The organism is Streptomyces sp. NPDC104831, assembly GCF_055583025.1.
On the sequence record NZ_JBVJOT010000066.1, the window covers coordinates 1 to 25,212 of the forward strand.

Here is a 25,212-nt window from a genome sequence, read left to right on the forward strand (position 1 = left end):
ATGCACAACCTCGCCCTCGCCGGATAGGCGAGTGGACCGCACCGCGACCGACCCCCTTCTGGCGACTCAAAGATCATTTACGGGACAGCCCTTAGCATCGTCCCAGCTCAAGAAGTGTCGTCCCCGCGCCCGCGGGGGTAGCTCGGGCAGCACCTCATCGAATACCTCAAGGTGCTCGTCGTCCCCGCGCCCGCGGGGGTAGCTCCTCTGCTGGTCATCGCGGCCTCGCTCTCGTCAGGTCGTCCCCGCGCCCGCGGGGGTAGCTCCCTGTACAGGCAGAGTGGCGGTACCCGCGTCCGGTCGTCCCCGCGCCCGCGGGGGTAGCTCGTTGATCTTCCTCTTGGGAGGCACGGTCGGGTCGTCGTCCCCGCGCCCGCGGGGGTAGCTCGCGGATCCGGGAGTGGCCGCCGCCCACGATCATGTCGTCCCCGCGCCCGCGGGGGTAGCTCTGCCTACGCGGAGCACCACCCACGCCGGGACTCGTCGTCCCCGCGCCCGCGGGGGTTGCTCGATCAGCAGGTTCATGTGCGGGTGCCAGCCGTTGTCGTCCCCGCGCGAGCAGGGGTGGCTCGTCGATCGACGATCTTAAGGCGGCCCACCGTGCGTCGTCCCCGCGGGAGCGGGGTAGCTCCACCTGCCTGGAAGTCGCCTTCGTCCATGGGGTGTCGTCCCCGCCGCCCGCCGGGGGGCAGTTCTTCTCCGCCGGCTCCAGCTGCTCCGCGTCCGGGACCGTCCCCATGCCCGCCGTGGTCCGAGCGGCTGCGAGGTTGGTTGGCACGCGTTTTGCGCTCGCTGCCATCCCAGCACTACGACCGACGTGAATGAGAACGGCTCCCCCGGCTAGCATCGCCCCAGCTCAAGAAGTGTCGTCCCCGCGTGAGCGGGGGTTGCTCGGATCACGAGGAGGTCATCGTCCTAGACATGATGTCGTCCCCGCGTGAGCGGGGGTTGCTCGCGGCTCTGGCTACGCTCCACACACTGAGTGATGTCGTCCCCGCGTGAGCGGGGGTTGCTCCCCTTACGCCGGACCCGGTCCCCGCCGTCATCGTCGTCCCCGCGTGAGCGGGGGTTGCTCGATCGAGTACCCGGACTGGCGGCCCCTCGACGCGTCGTCCCCGCGTGAGCGGGGGTTGCTCGGTCTTCTGGAACGCCGGCCGACGCTATGCGGCGTCGTCCCCGCGTGAGCGGGGGTTGCTCGGGTGCTCACGATCTCGCAAAGCGTCTCGGCGGGTCGTCCCCGCGTGAGCGGGGGTTGCTCGTTGTTCCCGTTCACGACCCAGAGCAGGTTGTTGTCGTCCCCGCGTGAGCGGGGGTTGCTCGCGCTTCTCCCACGCTTCCTCGCGCTCCTTGAGGTCGTCCCCGCGTGAGCGGGGGTTGCTCACGGGGTATCCACGGAGGGCTCCTTGGCGGGTAGTCGTCCCCGCGCCCGCGGGGGTAGCTCTCACGGGGTCTGTGATGCCCCATGAGTCCGCGTGTCGTCCCCGCGCCCGCGGGGGTAGCTCCGCGCGCGACCCCCGTCCCGGCCCTCCAGGGCCGCCGTCCCCGCGTCCGCAGGGGTAGCTCCCGGCCGGGCACGGCTTCGGGGTTGCTCCACCCGTCATCGCCGCGTGAGCGGGGGTAGCTCGTACGGTAAGGGCTACGTGGGCACTTGGGCTGTGTCGTCCCTGCGTTTGCAGGGGTTAGCTCCGCCTGCGAGACGGTCTACTGCCGCAGCGGTCGGTCATCCTGGTGCCCGAGGCGAGGTGCCAGGAGGCCGGGGGCTGCCGAGGCGAATAGCGTCAGTTCTGCCATCTTGGTGATGCGGGCTTCTGCAGGGTCCGGGGCGTTGTTCAGCGGGCCGCTATCGAGCGCAGTCGGTCGGCGATGTCGTAGACCGTGAGGCGGAGTGCGCGGATGTCGGTGATCAGGTCGCGCCACGGTTCGTACGTGGTATCCACGTTCTCGCCGGAGGCCTGGATGTAGGCGATGGCCACGCCGTAGCCGAAGAACTCGTTGCGGGCCGGCAGCGGCCGCAGGAGCACCAGTTGTTCGAGCAGGGCGGCCGCCCGCCAGTAGGCATCGGGAGCGCCGACGTCGATGTGCGGCGTGTTCACCCGGTGCCGGGCCACGGCAGCCACGAGGGCCGAGTAGTCGGCGACGGCGAGATCCTTGCCCAGCAGCTCTTCCTGCCGGTCCAGGAGCCACCGGATGTCGATGTGCAGGTCCAAGGGTCAGGCCGCCCGGTGGCTGTGGCCGGCGGCCTGTGGCAGGCCGCCGAAGTCACGGTCGAACGCCTCGGCGATGCCGGGCCGGGACACGGCAGCACGGAAGGCGGCGGTGGCAGCGCCCAGCTTCATCTGGTTCTCCTCCTGGACTGCGAGGTCGGCGAGCAGAGCTCGCACGCTCGTGTTCCGGGCGGCGGCGATGGCGGCGAGCCGGTCCCGCGTCTCGGTGTCGATCTTCACGGTTGTATCGGCCATACCCTGAGTATGCACCCGCGACTACCATCCTGAATACCAGCGTGCAATCCTGGACACGCCGTAGCTCGGTCCCGGAGAACGTGACGCGGATGATCGGCGGTCCCCGCGCCCGCAGGGGTTGCTCCATCTTGCTCGGTGCCGGGGCAGGCCGGGCCGGGCGGTGCGTCGTCGTCCCTGCACAAGCGGGGATAGCTCAGGTGCCCGACTGGTCGATGGGAGGCCTGGGCCGTCGACCCCGCGTCCGCGGGGGCAGTCCCCCGTCGGCTCCGGCTGCTTCATTGCCTCTGGGACCGTTCCTATGCCCGCGGGGTCCGAGCGGCAGCAGCGGTGGCTGGCACGCGTTCTGCGCCCAGCACCGCGATCGACGTGAATGAAAACGGCTCCCCTGGTTAGCATCGTCCCAGCTCAAGAAGTGTCGTCCCCGCGCGAGCGGGGGTTGCCCGCGGAACCACTCGCCGTGGGAGCGGATGCTGGCGTCGTCCCCGCGCGAGCGGGGGTTGCCCCCTTGCCCCCGTTAGCCAGCTACCCGATGTGATGTCGTCCCCGCGCGAGCGGGGGTTGCCCCACCGTCAGCTCGCTGACTCATGGATCGCGGGAGTCGTCCCCGCGCGAGCGGGGGTTGCCCGATGGCCGGCCTGCGGGAGCAGCAGGAACAGCGGTCGTCCCCGCGCGAGCGGGGGTTGCCCGCTGCTCATCCAGTACGTCAGCGCCACCACGGCGTCGTCCCCCGCGCGAGCGGGGGTTGCCCGCGTGGTCTGCGTGGAGCTCTGCACCATCGGGAGTCGTCCCCGCGCGAGCGGGGGTTGCCCCCACGCGTACGCGTACGCGTACGCGTACGGACGGCAGACGTCGTCCCCGCGCGAGCGGGGGTTGCCCCGGATCGAGGACTTCAACCGGTCCTCGCCCCCGGTCGTCCCCGCGCGAGCGGGGGTTGCTCGTCGGCGCGGGACCAAGGTAGACCACTAGCGGCGTCATCCCCGCGCGAGCGGGGGTTGCTCGCAGTCCACGAGGCCGGCGATCTCCTCGGGGGTGTCGTCCCCGCGGGAGCGGGGGTTGCTCGGCGTCCACGCCGGCATCGACCTCATCCGGGATGTCGTCCCCGCGCGAGCTGGGTTGCTCGCTGACGACGCGCGGCAGCACCAGGGCGCCGAGGTCGTCCCCGCGCTGCGGAGTTGCTCGAACTGGGAGGCGAAGTCGGACCGCTGGGCGCCGTCGCCCCCGCGCCCGCGGGGGTAGCTCCCACCACATACCAGACAGGAGATCATCATGGCCGTCGTCCCCGCGCCCGCGGTGGTTGCCCGCTCAGCCACCTGCTCCTCGTCGCCCACGCACTGTCGTCCCCGCGTCCGCGGGGGGTAGCTCGCTCATGGCCACCATCGCCGAGACGTTCGCCAGGGCGTCTCCGTGCGAGCGACGGTAGCTCTTGGTCATCGCCGTCCTCGTCACCGCGAGGGGCGCCGTCGTCCTCGCGCGAGCGGGGTCCCCGGGGGGCGCGCCGTCGAGCTTGCCGTCGACCCACCCCCAGCAGCAGCCCGGTGGAGGCACCTCTCGCGGACTGACGACCGACTCGGGTAACTGCCGCGTGTTCGGCGCATGCTGCGTCCAGCCCTACAACTCACGTCAATGAAAACGGCCGGCATCGCTAGCATCGTCCCAGCTCATCAAGAGTCGTCCCCGCGCCCGCGGGGGTAGCTCGTACTTCACGCACAACGGCATCCACACCAACGTGTCGTCCCCGCGCCCGCGGGGGTAGCTCCGGCTCGGGCTCGGACTCGGCCGGCGCCTCCAGGTCGTCCCCGCGCCCGCGGGGGTAGCTCCACGAGCACGGCCAACCGCACCGCGTCCACCACGTCGTCCCCGCGCCTGCGGGGGTTGCTCGGCGCCGACCCGGGCCATCACCCGCGACGGGCTGTCGTCCCCGCGCCTGCGGGGGTTGCTCTCAGCCGGTGTCCGGCGCTCGCGGGCCGGAACTGTCGTCCCCGCGCCTGCGGGGGTTGCTCGTCCGGGCGGTGAGACCCGGAGCGATGAGACCCGTCGTCCCCGCGCCTGCGGGGGTTGCTCGACGTACGCCGTCGTCTCCCCGGTCAGCACCCAGTCGTCCCCGCGTGAGCGGGGGTTGCCCCCCGCGAGCCCCGAACGTGATCCCGGCCCGACGTCGTCCCCGCGCGACCGGGGGTTGCTCCCGCGGGCGCGGGGACGACGCCGGCCGCGCGCACGCGGGGCGGGGGTTGCTCCCTACGACGCCGATCCCGCGCTGGTCTGGCGGGGTCGTCCCCGCGCGAGCGGGGGTTGCTCCTTGCCAGATCATGTGAGAGCTGCCGCTCTGGCGTCGTCCCCGCGCCCGCGGGGATAGCTCGGAGGGCCACCTCCTGGACCCCGCCGGGGGGCGACTGGGGCAACGTCTTCGACATCGCGCTGCTGGCCGGCCGGCTGCTGGACGCCACCTCCTGGCTGCGCGAGGAACCCGACACCAAAGGGCTCGCCCTCGGCTACTTCGGCGCGAGCACCGGTACGGCGGCCGTCCTGTGGGCCGCCGCCGACCCCGCCGCGCGGCCCGCCGCCGTCGTCTCCTGCGGCAACCGGCGCGACCCTGCCAGGGCCCGGCTGTCCGAGACGGCGGCAGTCGAACTCACGTCAATGAAAACGGCCGCTCCCGCTAACATCGTCCCAGTTCACAGTGTCGTCCCCGCACGAGCGGGGGTAGCTCTCATGGCCACGCTAGCGGCTTGAGATGCCGCTTGTCGTCCCCGCGCGAGCGGGGGTAGCTCGAAGGAGTTCGCGACGCTGCTGCGGCTGCTGGAGTCGTCCCCGCGCGAGCGGGGGTTGCTCCTCTCGGCCGTCCAGCAGGGACTGACCGATGGGGTCGTCCCCGCGCGAGCGGGGGTTGCTCGTCGCGGAGGCGTACGCGGAGATGCTCGCCGCGGTCGTCCCCGCGCGAGCGGGGGTTGCTCGGACACCGTCACCACCGCGCTCACCGAGCTGGAGTCGTCCCCGCGCGAGCGGGGGTTGCTCCCGGCTCCCAACCGGTGGCAGAACCCTCGGAGGGTCGTCCCCGCGCGAGCGGGGGTTGCTCCTGGCACTGGTCGTACACCAAGGGGGCGCCGCCGTCGTCCCTGCGCGAGCGGGGGTAGTTCGTCGTTCTGTTCGTCGGTGAGCTTCACGGCGTTGTCGTCCTCGCGCCTGCGTGGACCGACCGGCCGAGGGGAGGCCCTGGCCGTCGTCCCCGCGCGAGCGGGTAGCTCGCACACTTCGTCTTCGAGCGTCGGACCGTGCCCGTCGTTCCCGCGCCCGCGGAGGTTGCTCGGAGGCCGTGCCGGCGAGCACGCACCGGGCGTCGTCCCCGCGCCCGTCCGTCCCCGCGCGAGCAGGGTTTGCTCCTTGAGCCTTTGGTGCCGCCGGACTGCTTGCGGGTCGTCCCCGCGCCCGCGGGCCTGCGGGGGTCGCTCGCTCACCACCCGCGGCAAGAGCGACGAGGAGGCGTCGTTCCCGCCCGAGCGGGGGTAGCTCCCTGGTCGGCGGCTCCCCGCAGGACCGCCGTGTGTCATCTCCACGCGAGCGGAGGTTGCTCGGTCTGCCGCTCCCTGCGCAACGCGAAGGCTGTGTCGTCTCCGCGCGAGCGGGGGTAGCTCCCGACGTCAGCTCGGGGTGCGCTCGGACGACCGGCCGTCCCCGCGCCCGCGGGGGTAGCTCCTCCGGTCGGGATCGGGTGAGCGGTCATGGGGTGCCGTCCCCGCGCCCGCGGGGGTAGCTCCCACAGGAGCGTGGTCTGCGTGGAGCTCTGCACATCGTCCCCGCGCGAGCGGGGGTAGCTCTTGCTCGAGCCAGACCCGCTCCGAGCGCGGGCCGCGCCAGGGCATCGTCCCCGCGCCTGCGGGGGTTGCTCGACCAGCAGGTTCATGTGCGGGTGCCAGCCGTTGTCGTCCCCGCGCGAGCAGGGGTTGCTCCGGGTACGGCTTCGGTGCCGCCGCTATCGGCTCGTCGTCCCCGCGGGAGCGGGGTAGCTCCACCTGCCTGGAAGTCGCCTTCGTCCATGGGGTGTCGTCCCCGCCGCCCGCCGGGGGGCAGTTCTTCTCCGCCGGCTCCAGCTGCTCCGCGTCCGGGACCGTCCCCATGCCCGCCGTGGTCCGAGCGGCTGCGAGGTTGGTTGGCACGCGTTTTGCGCTCGCTGCCATCCCAGCACTACGACCGACGTGAATGAGAACGGCTCCCCCGGCTAGCATCGCCCCAGCTCAAGAAGTGTCGTCCCCGCGCGAGTGGGGGTAGCTCGACGGTGCGGTTGCTGGTGACGACGATCCGCACGTCGTCCCCGCGCGAGTGGGGGTAGCTCCGCCGCCGCCCGCACGAAGGACTGGCTGGCCGGGTCGTCCCCGCGCGAGTGGGGGTAGCTCGGGGTGGCCCGAGAACCTTCGGGTGATCCCGTCGTCGTCCCCGCGCGAGTGGGGGTAGCTCGTACCGGGCGCCGGAGGGGCACGTCCCGGAGTGGTCGTCCCCGCGTCCGCGGGGGTTGCTCCAGCCCGACCCGGCCCCGCATCGCCGCAGTCGTCGCTGCGCCCGCGGGGGTTGCTCGCGGGCGGTCTGGCACGAGGAAGACCCGGCGGAGTCGTCCTCGCGCGAGCGGGGGTTGCCCGGGACATGTCCCGATAACCCTTGACCCCACCGTGTCGTCCCCGCGCGAGCGGGGCCCAGGGAGCGCACCGCCGAACTTGCCGTCGCCCACCCCCAGCAGCAGCCCGGTGGAGACGCCTCTCACGGACTGACGACCGACTCGGGTGGCTGCCGCGCGTTCGGCGCATGCTGCGTTCAACACCACAACTCACGTTAATGAAAACGGGTGGTCCCGCTAGCATCGTCCCAGCTCATCAAGTGTCGTCCCCGCGCCCGCGGGGGTAGCTCGAGGCCACCCGCGCGCGAAAGGCCGACCTCGAGGTCGTCCCCGCGCCCGCGGGGGTAGCTCCATGTGAGCGAGCAGACAAAAGGCGCAGTCATGGTCGTCCCCGCGCCCGCGGGGGTAGCTCTCTGTAGCGGGCACACACTCGCTGTGCTGAGATGTCGTCCCCGCGCCCGCGGGGGTAGCTCTCGGTACACGCGCGCCCGGCGCGTATACGTCTTGTCGTCCCCGCGCCCGCGGGGGTTGCTCGATCGCGCGGGGCGTACTTGCGCCTGGGTCACGGTCGTCCCCGCGCGAGCGGGGGTTGCTTGCCCCGCCCGGAGTCGGACGGGGGGCTCTGAAGTCGTCCCCGCGCGAGCGGGGGTTGCTCCCCGTCCACCTTTCCCATGCCATCACGGCCTGCGTCCTCCCCGCGCGAGCGGGGGTAGCTCGCTGCGGCACGGATGCGTAGTACGCGGAGCTGGCCGAGCCGTTGCTGCAGGAGGTACTGGGCGGTGCGGTGCCGGGCCTGTTCGGCGGCCTCCTCCGCAGCGCGGTGAGCGGTGGGGTGGCGGCGCAGGACCATCTCGTACACCGTCTCCGCCTCTGCGTGGGCTTCCTCGCTGACGAGCAGGCGCTTGAGGGCGCTGGTGCGGCGTTCGGCCAGGATGCGGTCGGCCACTTCCCGTTCGGTGAGGGGCTGAAGTTCCGGCCGGCTGTCGTGGTGCCTGCTGGCCTTGGTGAGCAGGGCCTGGGTGTCGGCCTGGCACCGTTCGGTGAGCTGGGCGACGTCGTCGGGGTCGTCGAGGTCCGCGCGGACGGCGACGGCCAGGTCGACCGCTTCGTGCAGCAGGTCCTGGATGCGCTGCCGGTGGGTGCACTGCGGGCACAGTCCGGCCGCGTCGGGCAGACCGCACTCCGCGCAGGGCGCAGACCGGCGCGCCTGCGCAGCTGCCTCCTGCTGTGCACGGCGGCGGGCTGCCACCGCCCGCCGCGCCTGGACCGCGACGGTCTCCCGCGCGCGACGCGCCTCGGCCCGCGCCGCTTCGCGGAGTGTGTGCTCGCGCAGCTGCTGTTCGTAGACCGCGCGCCGCTGGGCTGTACCGGTGCCGGCGAGCTGCTCGTCGACCAGGGCCCGCAGTCGGGCACGCTGACCGCGCCGGCTGGCGATGACCGTGGTGCAGGTGGGACAGTCGGCGCGGGTGTCGACACGGATCCCGTCGTCACAGCGCGGGTCCGCGCAAGCCTGCCGCTGGACCAGACCGCGCCCGATGAGCCAGCCCATCGGATCACGCACCAGCGCTTCCCCACCGACTTCCTCCAAGCGGTCGGCCAGACGGTCCGCCAGCAGCCGCGGCGCAGCCTCCGGCTGCTCCAGCAGGCCGGCCAGCCGCCTCAGCTCCGCCTTCGTGGCCGCCTCGACCTGGTCCTGCTGCCAGCCAGACAACCGCTCCCACAACCCGGCGACCGGCCCCAACACCACACGCAGACGAAGATCAGCCGGAAGGCCCATCCTCCGCCGATGCCGCGCCTCTCCCCAGCCCAGGGCCTTCGGCCGACTACCGGTCCCAGCACCGGTAGCACACTGCCCGCCCTGCTCATCGCCCGAGGACTCCTTCGGCTTTTCCCCGCGCAGCGGGCCGCCATGTGCCACCGGCGACGCTGATGCGGCAACGCCGGTCCCGTCGAGGACGGTCCGGTCCTCGCGCACGCACGCGCGGTCCGGCAGGTTACCGAGCCCACCACGGCCTACGCCGGAAAACCGACGAGACACAGCAGGTGGAAAGACGGCAGTACCCAGAGAAGGGTGATCAGTGTGAAGGTCTACCGCAACATCGGGGTCTGAAACATCCGCCTCATCCGTCACTGGCAAGCTGTTGACCTGCGGCTCCGTCTCCGGCTTCAGTGCCTCACCAGGCCTTGCCGCAACGTCGGGGTCTGAAAACCTTGACTCCATGGCCTTTGCGCGGTCCTCCCGAACAGCGGCAACCGTGCGGCCATGCGCGGCAGCGACCGCCGGCACCACCAAACGCGACCGGCTCGCCAGCCCGGACCGCGTCTGCAGACGGGGCCGGTGCACCAGGCCCCGGTGCTCCAGGCGCTCCAGCACCTGCTCCCCAGCCGACGCCGAGCAACTGAGCAGCCGAGCGACCGTCGCCGCCGCCCGGCCACGCTTGGTGTCCACCGCCCCGCCGCACAGCCGGACCTGGCCGGTCTCCCGCGCCTCCAGCACCAGCAGCAGCAGAGCCAGACGGTCCGTCGCCGCGCCCCGGCCGGTACGCGTACCGATCAGCCCAGCCGGGGAGACCGAGCCGTCCCGGTGAGTCCAGCCAGGCCCCATCACGGCCTGAAGCAACCGCCACAAAGTGGCGTACTCCTTCTTCGACAGGTTCAACGGGTGCCCGACCACATCCTGCGCCGCCCACAGTGGCAGCACCTTGCACCTCAGGCCGGCGTCCTGGCCGTACTCGCCCGGCGCCGTTTCCACCTCCACTACGCCGGACCGGCGTAGCACCGGCACCACGTTGGAGGCCGTGTACGACGCGGACAGCCCGAGCCACCGGCCCAGCTCGGAGGTGCGGATTTCCACCACACCAGTTTCCGCGGGCGTCCGCGAGGCCAGTACCAGCACCGCCAGGCGTGCCGCGTCCGGCGCACCGTCCAGGCCGGCCACGTCCAGCAGCGTCCGCACAGCAGCACGGAGCCGGGCGCGGGCAGCACGCCCCAGGGCCAGCGGATGCCCCGCCTCACACCTCGGCGCCGGTACACCCTGGACCGGAGCAGGCCCAAGACGCGTCCGCACGCGCCGTGGAGCGGGCACACGGAACCCGGCAGCGGCCGGCGCCGCCATGGCACTCACCGGCCTGCCCAGACAGAGAGCGTGATCGCAGTCATCCAGCGACCGTGGGCCAAGGCGCCTGTGGGCAGGGTCCGATCAGAGTCGAAAGCCCCGCACGCTGCCAGGCGACTAAAGATCTTGGAACCGGTCCCGTCACGCGGAACACGACGCCTGACGGCACCGAGCCCGAGCGGGCGCACTCCAGGCCGGTGCTTTTCACCCTCGGCGATCGGGCTCACGGGACCGGCGCACGACGTGATGTCAGCCACGGTCACACGGCGATGTGGCTGGTCTGCGCCGTATGGCAGGTATGTGCGGGCATGCCGAAGCTGGCGGCCCGCAGGATGGTCATGCACAATGACTCCTGTGTCGAGGGGCTCGCCTCACGGCATGACGAAGCCCCTTCGGGGTGCTTCGGGTTCTGGGGAGAACCGAGTTCGAACCGCTCGCAGCCGGGTGGCACCGGGGCGGGCAGCTCCTCCAAGAGGCGGCAACCTCGAGGAGAGGAGATGGGCTTAGGTCCTGGTGACGGCAATCACCAGTGAGTCGAAGCCCGGGGCGGCCAGAAGTCCTGTCGAGCAGGCGCCGCCCCCGGAGATCTACGTCATAACCGCCCCCTCAGCAGGGGTGCGGGATGTCTGAGACACCACGGACGCCCCGTCGACGGACCAGCAGCTGGCGTGGCTGCTGACCCCACGGCGGGGCGCGGTGTGTCGAGTGTCGGGTGCGGGTACCCTGATCACGTCGGCACCTTCCTTCTGGCGAAAAGGGTGCTCGGCAGGCTCTGGGGCCCCTCCTACAAGGTCCCTCGGCCACGTGGCCCCTCCCGGCTTGTCCAAGGCCGGTGGACGGGGCCACTTTTCTTTTTGATCAACGATCGGGATCACTCTACCGTTCCACGACCACTTGGGATGCGCCTCACGACTACGTGTCGGTACGGCCCCATCGCTGCGCTTCGCACCAGTAGGGTCACCGATCTGCAGGAACTCGCTCTTTCCTGAGGCGCTCCCAGTCACTGGCCACCTCCTCGAAGTTCGCGGAGGTGGGTGACGAATGCCTGGGCTTCGGAGGCGTGTCCGTAGTGAGTCTGAAGGGCTTGCCCGAGGTCAGCGGCCACCATCGCGAGCGAGGGCAACGACTTCCGCTCCCCCGTCAGGGCCCGTTCGCCGTAGGTGAGCGCGGTGTCCAGATCGCCCTCACGTGCGGCGACCACGCCCAGGGTGACGCGGGCCTCCGCGATTCGCATGGGCGACCGCTCCGTCCCGTCGAAATCCGTGCCCGCCCGGATGACTTCATTGGCCAGCTGCTCCGCAAGCCGGTTCTCACCCGACTTCCTGAGCGCGTCCATGCGGTAGAAGTCGTATTTTGCAGGGTCGACTACGAAATGGTTCTCGATGTTCTCGGGATACGGAAGCCGCTCCAGGATCTGGCGGCCCTGATCGAGCGCGACCTCGGTCTGCGAACGGTCACCCAACCTCGCCCACGCCTTGGCCTTCTGTGCGTACAACTGCGCGGCCACGCTCTCGTTCGGCGCCACGGCGATGCCGGCATCCGCAGCCGCAATAACGCCGCGGTAGTCGCCCCGAGTCAGGGCGAACCACGCCCGCATCTCGTGTGCCCAGCCCTGCACGCTTAGGTCTCCGGCCTCCTGTCCGAGCATCAGCGCGGCCTGCCGTGTCGCCTCCGCGTCGCGGGGCCGGCCGGAGTCGTACTCAACACAACCCACCAGGAGCGACAGCTTCCCCGCGAGCGCGATGATCTCGCGGTGCTGCGCCAGGCTGACTCGCTGGTGCTGGAGGCCGACGACACGCGCGAGCCACGCCTTGCCCTCCAGGAGCAGTTGATCGGCGGGCATGTACGCGTACTCGCAGCACAGCCGGTCTGCCGTGATCCTTAGTGCGTCCAGCGTCGCGACATCCACGTCCGAGGCCCGCAGCCGCGCGATGATGTCCACCGTGTCCATACCGCTGACCTGCAGAACCTCCGCGCGGCCGTCCCGCCGGCTGCGCTCAGGAAAGAAGGCGCCTGTGGTCGTACCGAAGGTCTGAGCGATCGCCGACCGGTACTTCGTTGGCTGAGCCTCACCCGCCTCCCACCGCTTCCACTGGCGCAGCAGGTCCTGCTCGCTCACGACCTGGTCGTCCGGAAGCCGAACCATGAGCGCGCGCACAGCGTCGGTCTGCGACCAGTCCCGCGCCGCGCGCTCTTCGACCATCCGGCGTGCCCAGCTGGGACGCTCATCCATCGCCGTTCCCCTTCCCCGTGCGGTCCAGCGGCGGCCTGCGCCCCGGCAGTGTGATGCCTGAGCGGCAGCCGGCCCTTCTGCGGCCGAGCATGGCACGGCCTCTTGATCGTCCGAAGGTGACAAGTGGTGGTGACATTCCGTATGTCACCGGCCGATGTCACTTTCCGCCGTCACAGGACCCGAGCACGGTCGTGGTCATCAAGGGTAGAAGCTGCGTGTGGGAGGCAGGAGTCAATGGCGGCCGCCATCCATGGGAGGACGTGTACGGCGGAGCGCGGCCAGCACGGTCTCCGGGTGACCGTCGTACAGGATGTGCGGTTCATCAGTAGTCGGTGGGCGGAAGCGGCCAGCGTGCCTGAGAAGGTCTTCCTCGCTGAACTCGATGCTGTTGGCATCGACCAGCGACTGCTCATTGCGCTTTCGGATTCGGTCCCAGCGCACCGCATGTGGCACAGGCAAGTAGATGAGAACAGGCTCACCGCCGGCCTCCATGACGGTCGCTGCCCATTGAACTCGCTCTTTCGGAGTCCAAATGCCGTAGTCGAGCACGGTGTCGTGTCCGGCCGCCAGGAGGCCCTGGAGATCCTGGGCGATATCCCTGAGTACGGGCGCCTCCCGAACTTTGAACTCGCCGCGGGGGAAGTCCCTGCCGTAGTGGCCATAGCGGCGAAACATCTCCTCGTCGGGGCACAGGCGCCGGAAGCCAACTTCCTCCAAGGCGCGAGCGAGGGTGGTCTTGCCGGCCCCTTGGAGACCCGACATGAGGATCGCGCGCGGTGCCGGGCCGGTTGTGGTCACCGCAACACCTCTGACGTCGTGCGACGGGTGCGGCCCGGGGCGCCCAAGTCCACGCCGTACTCGAGCAGCTCGCCGTCGGCATCCAGGAAGCGCGCGGTCAACACAAGGATCGCCGCGACGGTATCGGTCTCCAACTCCAAGAGCTCGAGGTCGCGCTTCGTCGCGATGCGAGCCGTCTCCTCATCCACGCGCTTCACGACGTATCGCCCGGTTGCCCGCGCGATCAAGTCGAGTGACAGCCCGCCCTTGAGTCGCTCGCTTCGCGCCAACTCGGGGACGGCTTGGGCGAACTCCGCGGGAATCCATGATGTGGAATGGGAGACGATCCCATGACCGTCCCGGTAGACGCGGCTACGACGAATCACGTCGTCACCAGGCGAAATGCCCAGGATGATAGCGACGTCTTCGGGAGCCTCGACTATGCCGGCGGTGTGGCCGGCGGACTTCTCGCCGACGCCCCACGACGACTGCGTCTTGCTGCTGCGGTCGTGGCGCTCCGCGCCGGAGGACAGGGAGATGGGCCGTGCCAGCACCTCAGTGCCGACGCCAGGGATGCCCCGCACGAGTTTCTCTTCGCGCAGCAGTCGCATCGCCCGGTCTGCGGTGGCTGTGCTGACTCCCCACTTGGTCGCCAGCGCCTTGATGCTGGGCAGAAGGTCGCCCGGCGCGAGCTCCCCAGAGCTGATCAGGTTGCGGTAGTGGCCCGCGATGCGCGCGTACGGCGGCCGATTGTCGGCTTGGGGTGGCCCTGGCATGTTCCTTCGCCTCCTTCAAATTCCCGCTAGGTGCCTCACTATACCGCTTGACACCTGAGGGTACCTGATGCAACCTGATGTATGTAAGGCGTCGGTGCCCCACCAGGGCACCGAGTGAGCACCACCGAGACCGCAGTGGTCGACCGCCCTTCGGGGCGGCCGGGGTTGAGAGCACCATCGAACTCCCCCGGAGCCTGACGGCCGACGACTGCGTGCACGTTGCAGCGCTGCGCGCTGTCTGTCCTGCGGGACGCCGGCCTCGCGCCGTGCGGCCCGGAGGGCGGAGAGAGCACCGCGACCCGCTCCCTGCCACTCCGTCCATGAGGAGTCCAGATGCCTGCTCCCGCCCTTGAGCGCACCGCCCGCCCCCGTCAGAGCCGGACCCGCTCCCGCACCGTCAACCCCCGTCCGGCGCTGGCTCTTTCCACCCTCCGCCCCCACCAGTACGACCTGCGTCCCGCCTGCGCGTCGGTGGTCTGCCCCGACTGCCAGACGTGGGTGCCGATCACCGGCATCCAGACCAAGAAGCCCAAGCTCGTGCCGCACGACACCGGCCGCGCGTTCGAGGCCCCGGCCGTCCGTTGCCGCCTGGGCAGCAACCGCCTGGTCACGGTCGACGTCACGGTCAGGAAGTGGGAGGAGCGCCTGACGGACGGCAACTCGGAGACGATGCACCGCCGCCGGACCACCGTGCGACGCAAGCCGACGGTCAGGCCGGCCCTGGCCGTCAGCCAGATCGCCGCGCGGCAGCACCCGTCGGCGGAGAACGGACGGCCTCTGTGGCTGCTGCGCGAGAAGCAGTGGGCGGCGACCGAGTCCGCAGTCCGCGCCTCCGACGCCCGCCGCGCGGAGCTGCCCGACGGTGACGCGCCGCTGGGCGCGCCGCCGGTGCCGCTCACGACGCTTCGTCCCAAGCGTCCCGCGCGCTGACCCGTTCCCGCACGATCGACCACGGCCCCGGCCGCCCCGCATCCAACGGGGGCGGCCGGGGCCGTGGCTGCTCGTACAGCAGCCAACGGCTCCCGGGACGGGCGATCCCGGGGGCCGTCAGCAGCACCGGGCTGGGCAGTCCCGGTGCTGTTCTCGCACACAGAGCCTGATGGGAGGCCCTGATGAACCGCTCCATCGTACGCAGCAGCTACTCCCCCTCCGCCGACCTGCCGGCCAACACCAACTGGCGGGCGGCCAGCGAGTGCCGCAAGGAAGACCCCGAACTGTTCTTCCCGGTGGGCACGACCGGCCTCGCGTTGCTCCAGATCGAGGAGGCCAAGAGCGTCTGCCGCCGTTGCCCGGTCATCGAGCAGTGCCTGCAGTGGGCGCTGGAGAAAGGGCAGGAGCACGGTGTTTGGGGTGGCCTGTCCGAGGACGAGCGGCGGGCGATGAGGCGCCGAGCGGCCCGCCGCCGGTGGAAGCGGGCCGGGGCCAACCAGGCCTGAGCCCCCTCTCGATCCCGCAGCCCTGCGCTGCCCACCGTCGACCGCGCCCCAGGACGGGGTCCGGTGGCCGGTGGAGTGCGCAGGACGCACTGCCCCGCCAAGGGCCCGCACGCGATGAACCCCCAGGGATGCGCCCCTGGGGGTTCTTATTCGCGGTCATCCCATGAGAGAGGACAGACCACGTGCACAGCATCGCATCCCGCCAGACCCGCCCGAGTGTCCAGGACGAGATCGGCCCCCGTCGGCCCGGCGCCATCTACCAGAACGTCGACGGCCGGTTCGAGGTCCTCGCGCTCGTCACCGACCCGGTCGACGCCGCGCAGCTGCTGCGCCGGACGGCGGCCCGGTGGGCGGTCATCGTCCGCGACACCCTCCGCCCGGACGCGCAGCCGGTCGCGGTCGGCACGGTGTGGACGGACAGCGACTACCTGATCCGCCCCGCGAAGCGGACGTACGTGCCAGCCGCCTGACGGCCCGCCACGGTCCGTCTCCCGCCCACCAGAGCAGAACAGGGCGGGAGACGGGTCGTGGCAGGCCGACCGGCCAGCCGAAACGAAAAGTGGACGGCCCCGAAACTCTGACCTCCCGGGACCGTCCGTGATCAAGAAAGCGAGACTCTCTTGAACACGACGATGATCACACGCCCGGTCTCCCGGGCGCCACAGGGCGACGACATGTTCAACCGGGTCCTGACCGCCATCAACAGCCACCGCCCCGACCGCCCCCGTCCGGTTCGCCGCACGCCCAGCGTCGAGCCCGAGGCGGCGCTCGGCGAGCACCTCCTGGCAGTCGTCCGCGCCCAGGACGCCGCGATCCCGGCCAGCCGGCGCGTCCCGCGCACGGTCGCCGAGATGCGGGCCCGGCTCGACGGGCTGTACGAGGAGGAGCAGGACGCCTGCGGTCTGTGCGGGTCCTGGCAGTGCCGCGGCCACTGCCAGACCAACATGCAGGCGGCCGGGATGGCGGTGGCCTGATGCGTAACCGTATCCCCGCCCCCGCCTTGGACGACGAGGGTCACGAAGAACTGTCGCGCAGGGTCCGCGAGGTCAACGACCAGTCGGAGAAGCGCCCGAAGTGATGGTGCCGCTCATAGACGCGGCCCGGGCGGCGCAGCATCGCGCCGCACGGGCCGCGCTCGCGGTCGGTCCCGCCCATCCCCTGGCACGCCTGCTGCTGGCGGCCGCCGCGCTGGCGGCCGCCACGGCGTGGGATGCCGGGCACCGCGTTACCGACCTCCACCTCACCCGACAGAAGCAGCGGCAACGCTGAAGAGGAGATTGACCGTGACCGGTTTCGCCCATGACATCGTTCTGCGCCGCCAGGCCCAGGAGCGCGGCGAGATGGCGCTCGCCCAGGACGTGGAGACGTACCTGACCGGCGTGTCCGCGCCGGTGCTCAGCACGGAGGCGGTGACCGTGTGGATCGAGCAGGCCCGGCGGCTCGCACGGGGCATCGACTGGTTGGCGTGGGGCGGCAGCGGGATGCCGTTGACCGGGCGGGCGCTGGCCGAGCACGCCGAAAGCGCCGCGCAGATCCTGCGGACCGCCGGCTGGAAGCCCGGCCCGGCCTCCGGACGTTCCCTGCGGGATGCGCTCATCTACGCCGAGCGCATCGACACCGACGGCCTGCTCAGCATCGACACCCGTCTGACCGTCGCTGAGATCATCGCGCTCCTGGTCCGCGCTGCCACCGGTGCCCCGTACGCCTACTACGAGAGCTGGGACGCCCACCCCGGCCGCACCGTCGACCAGGTCCTGAACGTCCTCGCCGCGGCGGCCGCGTTCGCCCGCCGCTACGGCCCCGCCTGACCGCCCGCCCCCAGGGACGGCAGGCCACTTTCCCTCCCGCACCCTGCTGCTCCACCGGGCCGGCCGCCCGCACCACGGGCGGCCCGTCTTTCGCACGTCTCCAGCCCGGGAAAGCCTCGGGATCCCTTCCTCTCCGGGAGAGTTCATGGACCGCACCATCCCGATCGTCACCGGCACCACCCGGCTGCCGGACTCGCTGTGCACGCACACCCCGAAGTGCCCGGTCGCCGAGAGTTCCGACCGGGAGGCCGCGTACGTCGTGGCCGCCCACCCGGAACAGGGCTGGAGCCTGCTCTGCAACGGCCTGGTGCTCTTCGAGGACACCGGCGAGTTGCTCCCCGATGGCCGGGTCATCGACCCGCACCGTCCCGTCGCCGCGCTGGCCTGACGGCTGCCTGATCCGCCCGCACCGACCGCCGACCCCACGGCGGCCGGGCCGGGCGGTGACGGGGAGCCGGACAGTCCGGACCACACCCGAGAGCAAAAGGGGACCACCATGCGCACCCTCGACGAATTCGCCGCCGCCCTGTCCCAGGTCACCGCCCAGGCGGCCCGTGCCGCCACCACCAACAGCCGGACCCGCAGGGTGATCGACGCCGCTGCCTCCGGCGGTGAGGACGCGGTCCGCCGCGCCGTGGCCGGCATGTCCACCGCCGACCTGAAGCGACTCAAGCGCCAGCTGGAGCGCTGACGGCCTGACGGCTGCCTGATCCGCCCGCGCCGGCCACCCGTATCCCGGGCGGCCGGGTCGGGCGGTGACGGGGAGCCGGACAGTCCGGACCACTGACGGAGAGGAACCCCATGACCCCGCCGATCGCCGCCTCCACCACCGAGCTGGAGGCACAGAACGAGGCCCTGCTGAACCGGGCCGCCGAGCTGGAAGCCCTCTGGTACACGGGCTCGCGGATGTGGCACGGCACCAGTGGCGAGCCCGTCACCGGCCTCCAGACCGCCACCTATCTGGAGAACGCCCTGGCCCTGCTGGAGAGGGAGGGCTGGGAGCCCGGCGCGTTCGGCCTGTGGGAGGTCCTGGACGGCCCGCTCGACCTGAAGGGCGTGGCCGTCAAGGTGCTGGAGCTCATCATCTGCGCCTGCACCGGCGCCGGCGCCGCCGAGCCGCGGCTGTGGGACACGGTGCCCGGCCGGACCATCGGCCAGGTCCGCACCCTGCTGCTGGCCGGTGCCGCCTACGCCCGCCGCGGCCCCACGGACGCCGCGCAGGACGCCCAACGCGCCTGACCACGGCCCACGCGCACGGCCCTCCGAGCCCCCGGCATTACAGCTGCCGGGGCCCCGGAGGGCCTGCTGCCGACCCTACCGACCCGACGCCGACCGCGGTGACCTCTTTCACGGAGGCGCCGGAAGTAAGAGAGGACAACACCGTGGCCCCCAGGACCGCCACCCGCCGCAGGCGCCAGAACGCCGCGGCCGCGAAGCCCCGCGCCACCGGACGCGCCAAGGCACAGGCGCCAGCCGTCGTTCCCGCGCAGGCCGCCGCCCTCGAGGACACCGTGCCGCTGGTGTGCGAGGAGGCCGACTCGGTCGTGGCCGACGCCGCGGACCGCGCGGCCGACCTTCGGGACCTGGCCGCCGACGACGTCGCGAGGATCCTCGCCGACGGCGAGGTGCGCGCCGCCGAGCTGCTGGCTGGCGCGCGCACCGAGGCCGCCTCGATCACCGAGGCGGCCGCGACCGAGCAGTCCCGCCTCCTGGCCGTCGCTGCGACGGACGCCGACCGGGTCCGTACGGAGGCTGCGGCTGTCGCAGCCGCCAACGCCGACGAGGTCCTGGCCGACGCCGACGCGAAGGCCAGGCAGCTGCTCGCCGACGCGCGCGCGGAGGCTGACACCGTCACGGCGACGGCGGCCGGCGAGGCCGAACAGGTCCTCGCCGACGCCAAGCAGGCGGCTGAGCAGCTGCTCGTCGACGCGCGCCGCCAGGCCGACGAGGTCGCCGCCACGGCGGCCGCGCAGGCGGAGCAGGTCCGCACCGAGGCCGCTCAGGCCGCCGCGAAGGCCCTCGCCGACGCGGAGCGCGCGCGTACCGAGCTGCTGGCGGGCGCGGAGCGCACTGCGGCGGAGACCCGCACCCGCGCTACCACCGACGCCGAACAGCTCCTTGAGCAGGCGCGCGTTGAGGCCGACCGGCTGCGCGAGAGCGCGGCCGCCCAGGCCGCGCAGGTGCGCAGCGAAGCGGAGAAGGCGGCCGCCGAGCTGCGTGAGGACGCCTCCCGCGAGCGGCAGGCGTCCCGCGCGGATGCGGCTCGGACGCGGGCGCTCGCCCAGGAGGACATCGACCGGCTGCGGGCGACGGCGGCCGAGGACGCCGAGCGGCTGAAGCGCACCGCCCGTGAGGAAGCCGACCGCGTCCTGGCCGCGGCCCGCACGAAGCGGGACGCGCAGCTCAAGGAAGCCGAGGAGGCCCTGGCGCAGGCCCGGGTGCGGGAAGCGGACGCGGAGGTCACGCTGAAGGCCGCCGACGACATGGTGGCCGAAGCCGCCGCCCGGATGAAGCGCGCCACTGACCGTACCGAGCGGGCCCTGGAGCGCAAGCGTCTCAAGCTCGAGGCCAAGGGGGAGCGCCGGGACGCGAGGGAGGCCCGTAAGGCCAGGGCCCGTGAGCTGCGGGCCGCTTCTCGCGCCGGGAAGCCGTCCGTGGCCGACCGCGTGCAGCAGTTCGTGAAGGTCAACGCGGAGCGGTTGATGGTGGTCGGTCCGATCACCGCTCCGATGGCCGTGGCGTGGACGGGCCAGGCCGGGTTCGCCGAGGACATCCTCGGGTGGGTCGTGCCGTTCACGATCCTGTTCGCCGCCGCCTGGGAGCTGTCGACGGCGTTCGTGGGCTGGATGTACCACCAGGCCCGCCAGAGCGGCGACGCCGGCACCCTTTACCGGGTCTCGACATGGATCTTCGCTCTCGGGGCGGCGGTCATGAACTTCTGGCACGCCTCCGGGCAGCCGGTGGCCGGCAGCCGGGTCTGGGACGCGAAGAAGGAGATCTGGACGGAGCAGATCACCTACTGGCACTTCACGCCGAAGGCGGTGGCGTTCGCCGCCATGAGCATCGTGGGCATGGTGCTGTGGGAGCTGTACGCCTCGCTGATCCACCGTCGCAAGCTCCGTGAGGACGGCAAGGTCGCCAAGGCCCGCCCGTCCATCGGGGCGGTCCGCTGGATCCGCTACCCGGTCCACAGCTTCACCGCCTGGTCGCTGGCGATCACCGACCCGCGCCTGACCACGCTGGACCGGGCCTGGGCCGCAGCCGGGGCCGAGCTCGCGGACCGCAAGGCGGTCCGGACCGGTCTGGCCCTGCACCGGGTCGTCGTCCCCCGCGTCGGGGCCGACGACCACGGACCGGCCGCCATCCCCACCGTGCTCACCCTGACCCGCGCGGACCGCAACGGACCGCTGGGAAACCCTGCTCCGGTCCGCCCGGTCCAGCACGGCGGGTGGGCGGATCGGTCCGGTCCGGCCGACCGGAAGGCGGTCCACGGCCCGGTCCGGACCGCAGCAGCCACGGACCGGACCGGCGGACCGGCGCTCGCCCTGGAGGCCGGTCCAGTCGGACCGCACAGCGCTGACCTGCCGACCGCTCCCGGTCCGGACCGTGGACCTCGGACCGTGCCCGCCACCCAGAGCACGGCGGGCACGCGCAAGGTGACGGTCCGGACCGCCGACGTCGCCCCCGGACCGCCCGATGCGGACGGCACCGGACCGGCCGACCAGGAGACGCCGGACAGCGCAAGCGGTCCGGGCCGGGACGGGGAAGACGGTCCGGACCGCACGGTCATCACGCTCACGGACCTGGAGCGGACTGCGCTGGACCGGCTCCGGACCGCGAACGAGCCGCTGAACCGGGCCAACATCGCCAAGGCGGTCCGGGCCGAGGGCGGCTCCATCGCCACGGACCGCGCCGGACAGATCGCCGTCGCCCTCAAGCAGCACGCGGTCCGCTGACCGGACCGCCCGCACCACCGTCCTGCCGCTCATCGTCGCCACCGGACCGCGCCCGCCCACCGAGCGCGGTCCGGTGACGGCCACGGTCGGCAGGCCACCTCACCGCCTCCGCGTCCCAAGCAGGGATAGGACGGGCCGGACAGCCCGCAGAGCAGCGGTTCGTACGAGCCGTCACGCGAAGGAGTTCACATGCCCACCTGGCTGTACGTGGTTAGCGCCCTGACCGTGTCCTTCGCCGTTCTGGCGATCCCCACGATGCTCGCCTACCTCGGCCAGGGGTGGACCGGCCCGGACCACGGGCCGGCCTGCTGGCGATGCCACCCGTTCCAGCTGCTGCGCAAGTGGCGCTTCTGATCAGCCGTCCGGCACACACCAGTGAGGGCCAGCCCGAGGCAAGCGGGCTGGCCCTCGCTGCGACTGCCGGAAGCAGTCCCAGTTCCGCCCAGTACACCAGGAGGGAATCCCCGCTGTGAACAGCACCGACCCCACCCACTCCCCTCTGCGCGACGTCGCGCAGAACCCGGAGGCAACTGCCCGGTACCTGGCCGACGTTCAGCGGGTCCTGCTGGACATCGGCAAGAACCTGGAGACCCTCGCGATCGAGACCCAGGTCCACCTGCGCGACACCCACGTGGAGGGCGACCGCTGGTACCACGCCCGGCTGCGCGCGCTGCCCGTCGAAAGGGCCCTCGGAAACGTCCTGAAAAACCTGAAGAACCTCACCGAGGGCCTGGAAAAGAGCGCCTATAAGCGCCGCGCCCATGACGAAGTCGTTGTGAATACGGTGAGGGAAAGGAAGGAAAAGGAGCTGGAAAAGCAGCGGAAGAAGAACCCGCCGCAGCTCCAGGCCGCGCCCGACCCGCAGCAGCAGGGTGCGCACAGCCGGGATCTCGGCTATGGTGAACCTACGTCGATTTACGACCTGGGTAACAGGGAGTCAGCGTGACGCGCCCCCTTACCAGGATCGAACGCTCCGTTCAAGGGCGGAACGACTGGCTGAAGCAGGAAGAGCGCAAGGCGATCGAAAGCCGAGGCGAGATCGGCCGGATGGAATTCTGGCTCCGTGTTACTCGGTCCCGTATCAGCAAGGACGTCAAAGCCGGACGCAATGACGTTCTTGGCGGATTCACCAGCGTGTGCCGCCTGTTCATGCTCGCGGTCGACAAGCGGGCAGCAGGCGACGCGAGGCTGTGGAACCACCTCATGCAGTACGCGCAGCAGGTGCTGGAGCAGCACGGCCCGCGTCACTGACCGTCACCAACGAAGGCCCCCGCCGGGCTCCGGCGGGGGCCTCTCTCGCGTAAAGCGTGCACACGTGCACGTGCACGCGCGTGCACACGAGACCCCACTGTCTGTCAAGTCCCCTGGAGGGAGGTGCACCGTGTCCGACGAGTCCGACGAGTCCGGCAGCGGGACCCTGGTCCGCGGCCCCTGGAGCGGTGATTCCACCTACGCGCCGCCGCCGGTCCCGGATTTCTCCGACACCATTCCGCCTCCGGAAGAAATTCCGGAGGCTCCTCCGGAGTCCCCGGAGGAGACCACGATGCAGTTGCCGCCGATTCCGGCCGCCCCGGATCCGGCAATGGCGCTGCGTTCGGAAGGAATTACGGAACCGGAAACCGGTGAAGATGACGGCGAATACGAGGAGGGTGAATACGTTCAGCCTCGCTCTCTCGCCGACCGTCTCGGTGACTGGCTTGAATTCCGGCTGGAAAGGGCGCGGGCGCGGCATGAAAGCGAAGCGCCTTTCCGTGAGGCGGAAATAGCGCGGAAGGTCGCGCTGCTGGAGGGCCGCACCGCGCAGGAAGTCGCGATGATGGAGCAGAACGGAAAGCTCCATGCCGCGATGATGAAAGCGAAGGGCGACAAAGCGGCGGCGCGCGGAAAAGCGGACGCCGACCGTATGAAGTCGCCCGGCTCCGGCATGGGCGTCGACAAGGGCCGCTCGAAGGCCGGCGGCGGGGGTGGGGGCGGTTCACGGGGAGGCAGCGGCAGCTCCGGCGGCCCGGGCCGGGGCTCCGGTGGCGCCCGCGGCTCGGGGACGCAAGGGTCCGGCGGCTCCGGGGGAGGTAACTCGCCCAAGGGTACCGGGAAAAGCTCTGACCGCTCCGCTGGCGGCCGTGGAGGCGGCTCCAAAGGTAATGAGCCGTCCGGCGGCGCCAAAGGCCGTCAGAACGGCTCTGGAGGCTCCGGGTCAGGCAAGCCCGGTTCCGGCAAGGGCAGTTCGGGCGGTTCGGGCAGCTCCGGGGCCGGAAAGGGCGGCTCGAAGGGCGATGGTGGCTCGAAGGGCGGCGGCGCGTCGCAGAACTCGCCGGCCGTCAGCCCGCGGGCTGAACGGGTCCGCGGCCGCCAGGAACGCGCTGGTGCCCGCCAGGCCGCCCATCTCGCCGATCGCAGCAAGGACCGCGACCAGGCCCGCGCCAACCGGCAGGCCGGGTGGGAGGAGCGGCGCCGGGCGAAAGCGGAGCGGAAGGCCGCCAGGAAGGCGAAGCGGGAGGCCGCCAAGGCTGCCGAGGACCGCACCACCCTGGGTGCGGCGGTGATGGAAGGCATCCAGGACCGCTGGGACAAGCGCCGCGCTGACAAGAAGGCCGCCGAGGACGGTACTGAGAAGGCCGACCCGGCCAAGGACAAGGGCACCAAGGACAAGGTTGACAAGGACAGGGCCGGCGGCGGCAAAGTCGAGAAGGCCGCCGAGGGCGGCCCTGAAGGCGCCGCCGGAGGGGGCGGCACGGCGTCGGATGAGCCGGGCAAGAAGTCCAAGGCCGCCGGCGGGCCGTCTGGCGGCTCGAAGGAGCGGCGCCGGAAGCGGCGCCGGCGCACCGGCACCGGCCGCACCCGGCGGCGCGGACGCACCCGCCGCACCGGCCAGAAGGGGCGTGGTGGCACGGGCGGTGCCGGGCGGCGCGGCCGTACGGCGGACAGCCCGTTCGGGGCGGAGGACACCACCCCGAGGTACGTGTGGCCCGAGCACCCCACCCGTCCGCCCGAGCGCCCTGTCGGCAGCGACGAGCACGACATCGTCGACGCGGACATCGTCCCCGACGCGCCCGCGGCCGTGACCACCGGCGTGAAGGGCCTGCCGCCCGCGCCGGAGAAGCACCCACAGCGGCCCGGTACCAGTCGGCCCGCCAGCACAGAAGGGAGCAGCGTGAGCAGTTCGCACGTCAGCAGGCGTATTGGGCATCAGGGGCTGGCGGCCCAGCACCGGACGGACATCACGTTCGGCGAGTACCTGGTGGAGATGGCGAACATCGCCATCAGGGCCGCCTCCGACCAGGAGCGTGCCGAAGCCCTCATGGAGGCCTTGGGCAGGGTCGCGGACGCGTTGCGGGAGATGTCCGCCGATCTGGCCGGCGACCACAACGTCACCACCGAGGTCACTGACCTGATCGCCGACTTGGCCGATTCCGCGGGCCGTATGAAGGCGCAGGCCAAGCGGTGTGCCGAGCAGTGCGGCCTCGCCAGGGAGGCCGCCGGGGTGGCGGCCAGGGAGGTTGCCCGCGTCTACGGCCAGGACATGGCCGCCAAGGAAGACGCCGGTCTCAAGCACGCCTCGGCCGCCGCCCACCACGACTAAGCCCGAGAGGACATTCCGCTGATGAGCAGTTCCCTCACGCCCCGCGGCACCAGCGCGGCGCCCGTCGTGGCCGACGACGACAACCGGTACAAGGCGGTGCAGGCCAAGCTGGACAAGCTCGGCAAGGCCATGGACGACGCCACGGTCGAACTGCAGGGGCTGCGCCGCAGCATGCAGAACAACGCCGACCACACCGACGGGGTGTCCACCGACATCACCAACGCCGAACTGGACCCGAAGTTCGTCACCCTGACCGACCTCGTGGCCACCGCCCTGGCCGGCGCCGCCCGGGAAGTCCGCACGCTGACCGAGCTCGCGCAGGAGACGGTCGACCTCACCTACAAGACCCGGCGTGCCCACGCCCGGCTCTACGGCGCGCTGGACGACGTGCGCTCCAACCGGCGTGAGAAGACCCCCAAGCCCGGGTTCTTCAACCGCTGACCCCCACTCCCCCACCCACCCACGCTCC

General features: G+C 71.6%; 21 protein-coding genes and 5 CRISPR repeat arrays. Of the genes, 16 read left to right on the plus strand and 5 right to left on the minus strand.

What is annotated here, in order from left to right; translation table 11 throughout:
• The first annotated feature begins 116 nt into the window (after nucleotides 1-116).
• A CRISPR array of direct repeats spans nucleotides 117-572; the repeat unit is 28 nt; unit sequence GTCGTCCCCGCGCCCGCGGGGGTAGCTC.
• Nucleotides 573-1,829: 1,257 nt separating this feature from the next.
• Both ACZ63H_RS32655 and ACZ63H_RS32660 read right to left on the minus strand, forming a co-directional pair.
• Entirely contained in the window at nucleotides 1,830-2,207 is a 378-nt protein-coding gene (locus ACZ63H_RS32655) for a toxin Doc (RefSeq protein ID WP_469871341.1), read from the minus strand.
• A 3-nt stretch (nucleotides 2,208-2,210) separates the two neighbouring features.
• Nucleotides 2,211-2,459 (minus strand): antitoxin MazE7, encoded by a 249-nt coding sequence (locus tag ACZ63H_RS32660; RefSeq protein WP_392119436.1) that lies wholly within the window; start codon nucleotides 2,457-2,459, stop codon nucleotides 2,211-2,213.
• Between the two features lie 414 nt (nucleotides 2,460-2,873).
• Nucleotides 2,874-3,146: a CRISPR direct-repeat array (repeat unit 28 nt).
• Between the two features lie 94 nt (nucleotides 3,147-3,240).
• A CRISPR array of direct repeats spans nucleotides 3,241-3,519; the repeat unit is 28 nt.
• 1,619 nt (nucleotides 3,520-5,138) lie between these two features.
• Nucleotides 5,139-5,594: a CRISPR direct-repeat array (repeat unit 28 nt).
• Between the two features lie 1,730 nt (nucleotides 5,595-7,324).
• Nucleotides 7,325-7,778: a CRISPR direct-repeat array (repeat unit 28 nt; unit sequence GTCGTCCCCGCGCCCGCGGGGGTAGCTC).
• A gap of 41 nt (nucleotides 7,779-7,819) precedes the next feature.
• On the opposite strand from ACZ63H_RS32660, the gene ACZ63H_RS32665 reads away from it, so the two are divergent.
• Nucleotides 7,820-8,992, plus strand: a complete 1,173-nt coding sequence (locus tag ACZ63H_RS32665) for a hypothetical protein (protein WP_469871342.1) — start codon at nucleotides 7,820-7,822, stop codon at nucleotides 8,990-8,992.
• Between the two features lie 2,185 nt (nucleotides 8,993-11,177).
• Here ACZ63H_RS32665 and ACZ63H_RS32670 read toward each other — a convergent pair.
• The 3 genes from ACZ63H_RS32670 to ACZ63H_RS32680 all read right to left on the minus strand — a co-directional run bounded on the left by ACZ63H_RS32670 (nucleotide 11,178) and on the right by ACZ63H_RS32680 (nucleotide 13,963).
• On the minus strand, nucleotides 11,178-12,410 hold the full coding sequence (locus tag ACZ63H_RS32670; RefSeq protein ID WP_469871344.1) for an XRE family transcriptional regulator: 1,233 nt from the start codon (nucleotides 12,408-12,410) through the stop codon (nucleotides 11,178-11,180).
• Between the two features lie 231 nt (nucleotides 12,411-12,641).
• A complete protein-coding gene (locus tag ACZ63H_RS32675) occupies nucleotides 12,642-13,208 on the minus strand; it encodes a P-loop nucleotide/nucleoside kinase family protein (protein WP_469871346.1) in 567 nt (188 codons plus the stop codon).
• Nucleotides 13,205-13,963 carry a GntR family transcriptional regulator gene (locus ACZ63H_RS32680; protein WP_469871348.1) on the minus strand — a complete coding sequence of 253 codons (759 nt, stop codon included), beginning with the start codon at nucleotides 13,961-13,963 and terminating at the stop codon, nucleotides 13,205-13,207. The genes ACZ63H_RS32675 and ACZ63H_RS32680 overlap by 4 nt, the downstream gene beginning before the upstream one ends.
• Before the next feature lie 333 nt (nucleotides 13,964-14,296).
• Here ACZ63H_RS32680 and ACZ63H_RS32685 point away from each other — a divergent pair, with 333 nt between their 5' ends.
• The 15 genes from ACZ63H_RS32685 (at nucleotide 14,297) to ACZ63H_RS32755 (ending at nucleotide 25,184) form a co-directional block, all read left to right on the plus strand.
• Nucleotides 14,297-14,893: a hypothetical protein gene (locus tag ACZ63H_RS32685; protein WP_469871350.1), complete on the plus strand. Its 597-nt coding sequence runs from the start codon at nucleotides 14,297-14,299 to the stop codon at nucleotides 14,891-14,893.
• Between the two features lie 182 nt (nucleotides 14,894-15,075).
• A complete protein-coding gene (locus ACZ63H_RS32690) occupies nucleotides 15,076-15,399 on the plus strand; it encodes a WhiB family transcriptional regulator (RefSeq protein ID WP_469871352.1) in 324 nt (107 codons plus the stop codon).
• A 182-nt stretch (nucleotides 15,400-15,581) separates the two neighbouring features.
• The gene (locus tag ACZ63H_RS32695) at nucleotides 15,582-15,869 is read left to right on the plus strand and encodes a hypothetical protein (RefSeq protein WP_469871354.1); all 288 of its coding nucleotides are present in this window, start codon (nucleotides 15,582-15,584) and stop codon (nucleotides 15,867-15,869) included.
• A 150-nt stretch (nucleotides 15,870-16,019) separates the two neighbouring features.
• On the plus strand, nucleotides 16,020-16,373 hold the full coding sequence (locus tag ACZ63H_RS32700) for a hypothetical protein (protein WP_469871356.1): 354 nt from the start codon (nucleotides 16,020-16,022) through the stop codon (nucleotides 16,371-16,373).
• 103 nt (nucleotides 16,374-16,476) lie between these two features.
• On the plus strand, nucleotides 16,477-16,668 hold the full coding sequence (locus ACZ63H_RS32705; RefSeq protein WP_469871358.1) for a hypothetical protein: 192 nt from the start codon (nucleotides 16,477-16,479) through the stop codon (nucleotides 16,666-16,668).
• A gap of 14 nt (nucleotides 16,669-16,682) precedes the next feature.
• Nucleotides 16,683-17,207 carry a DUF6197 family protein gene (locus ACZ63H_RS32710; protein WP_469871360.1) on the plus strand — a complete coding sequence of 175 codons (525 nt, stop codon included), beginning with the start codon at nucleotides 16,683-16,685 and terminating at the stop codon, nucleotides 17,205-17,207.
• Nucleotides 17,208-17,403: 196 nt separating this feature from the next.
• Complete coding sequence (locus tag ACZ63H_RS32715; protein ID WP_469871389.1) at nucleotides 17,404-17,595, plus strand: DUF5999 family protein; 192 nt, start codon at nucleotides 17,404-17,406, stop codon at nucleotides 17,593-17,595.
• A gap of 108 nt (nucleotides 17,596-17,703) precedes the next feature.
• Nucleotides 17,704-17,898, plus strand: coding sequence for a hypothetical protein (locus tag ACZ63H_RS32720; RefSeq protein ID WP_469871362.1), 195 nt, complete (start codon nucleotides 17,704-17,706; stop codon nucleotides 17,896-17,898).
• A gap of 110 nt (nucleotides 17,899-18,008) precedes the next feature.
• A complete protein-coding gene (locus ACZ63H_RS32725) occupies nucleotides 18,009-18,446 on the plus strand; it encodes a hypothetical protein (RefSeq protein WP_469871364.1) in 438 nt (145 codons plus the stop codon).
• A gap of 143 nt (nucleotides 18,447-18,589) precedes the next feature.
• The gene (locus tag ACZ63H_RS32730; RefSeq protein WP_469871366.1) at nucleotides 18,590-21,163 is read left to right on the plus strand and encodes a hypothetical protein; all 2,574 of its coding nucleotides are present in this window, start codon (nucleotides 18,590-18,592) and stop codon (nucleotides 21,161-21,163) included.
• A gap of 189 nt (nucleotides 21,164-21,352) precedes the next feature.
• On the plus strand, nucleotides 21,353-21,517 hold the full coding sequence (locus ACZ63H_RS32735; RefSeq protein ID WP_469871368.1) for a hypothetical protein: 165 nt from the start codon (nucleotides 21,353-21,355) through the stop codon (nucleotides 21,515-21,517).
• A gap of 115 nt (nucleotides 21,518-21,632) precedes the next feature.
• The gene (locus ACZ63H_RS32740) at nucleotides 21,633-22,109 is read left to right on the plus strand and encodes a hypothetical protein (RefSeq protein ID WP_469871370.1); all 477 of its coding nucleotides are present in this window, start codon (nucleotides 21,633-21,635) and stop codon (nucleotides 22,107-22,109) included.
• Nucleotides 22,106-22,414 (plus strand): hypothetical protein, encoded by a 309-nt coding sequence (locus tag ACZ63H_RS32745; RefSeq protein ID WP_189757308.1) that lies wholly within the window; start codon nucleotides 22,106-22,108, stop codon nucleotides 22,412-22,414. Before ACZ63H_RS32740 ends, ACZ63H_RS32745 begins: the two co-directional genes overlap by 4 nt.
• A 130-nt stretch (nucleotides 22,415-22,544) precedes the next feature.
• Entirely contained in the window at nucleotides 22,545-24,743 is a 2,199-nt protein-coding gene (locus ACZ63H_RS32750; protein WP_469871372.1) for an ATP/GTP-binding protein, read from the plus strand.
• Nucleotides 24,744-24,764: 21 nt separating this feature from the next.
• Entirely contained in the window at nucleotides 24,765-25,184 is a 420-nt protein-coding gene (locus ACZ63H_RS32755) for a conjugal transfer protein TraB (protein ID WP_467944060.1), read from the plus strand.
• Nucleotides 25,185-25,212 lie beyond the last annotated feature (28 nt).

Coding starts and splice junctions, on each gene's coding strand:
- ACZ63H_RS32725 (WP_469871364.1), top strand. CDS start 18,009: ATGACCCCGCCGATCGCCGCCTCCACCACCGAGCTGGAGGCACAGAAC.
- ACZ63H_RS32680 (WP_469871348.1), bottom strand. CDS start 13,963: ATGCCAGGGCCACCCCAAGCCGACAATCGGCCGCCGTACGCGCGCATC.
- ACZ63H_RS32720 (WP_469871362.1), top strand. CDS start 17,704: ATGCGCACCCTCGACGAATTCGCCGCCGCCCTGTCCCAGGTCACCGCC.
- ACZ63H_RS32690 (WP_469871352.1), top strand. CDS start 15,076: ATGAACCGCTCCATCGTACGCAGCAGCTACTCCCCCTCCGCCGACCTG.
- ACZ63H_RS32670 (WP_469871344.1), bottom strand. CDS start 12,410: ATGGATGAGCGTCCCAGCTGGGCACGCCGGATGGTCGAAGAGCGCGCG.
- ACZ63H_RS32705 (WP_469871358.1), top strand. CDS start 16,477: ATGGTGCCGCTCATAGACGCGGCCCGGGCGGCGCAGCATCGCGCCGCA.
- ACZ63H_RS32660 (WP_392119436.1), bottom strand. CDS start 2,459: ATGGCCGATACAACCGTGAAGATCGACACCGAGACGCGGGACCGGCTC.
- ACZ63H_RS32735 (WP_469871368.1), top strand. CDS start 21,353: ATGCCCACCTGGCTGTACGTGGTTAGCGCCCTGACCGTGTCCTTCGCC.
- ACZ63H_RS32685 (WP_469871350.1), top strand. CDS start 14,297: ATGCCTGCTCCCGCCCTTGAGCGCACCGCCCGCCCCCGTCAGAGCCGG.
- ACZ63H_RS32755 (WP_467944060.1), top strand. CDS start 24,765: ATGAGCAGTTCCCTCACGCCCCGCGGCACCAGCGCGGCGCCCGTCGTG.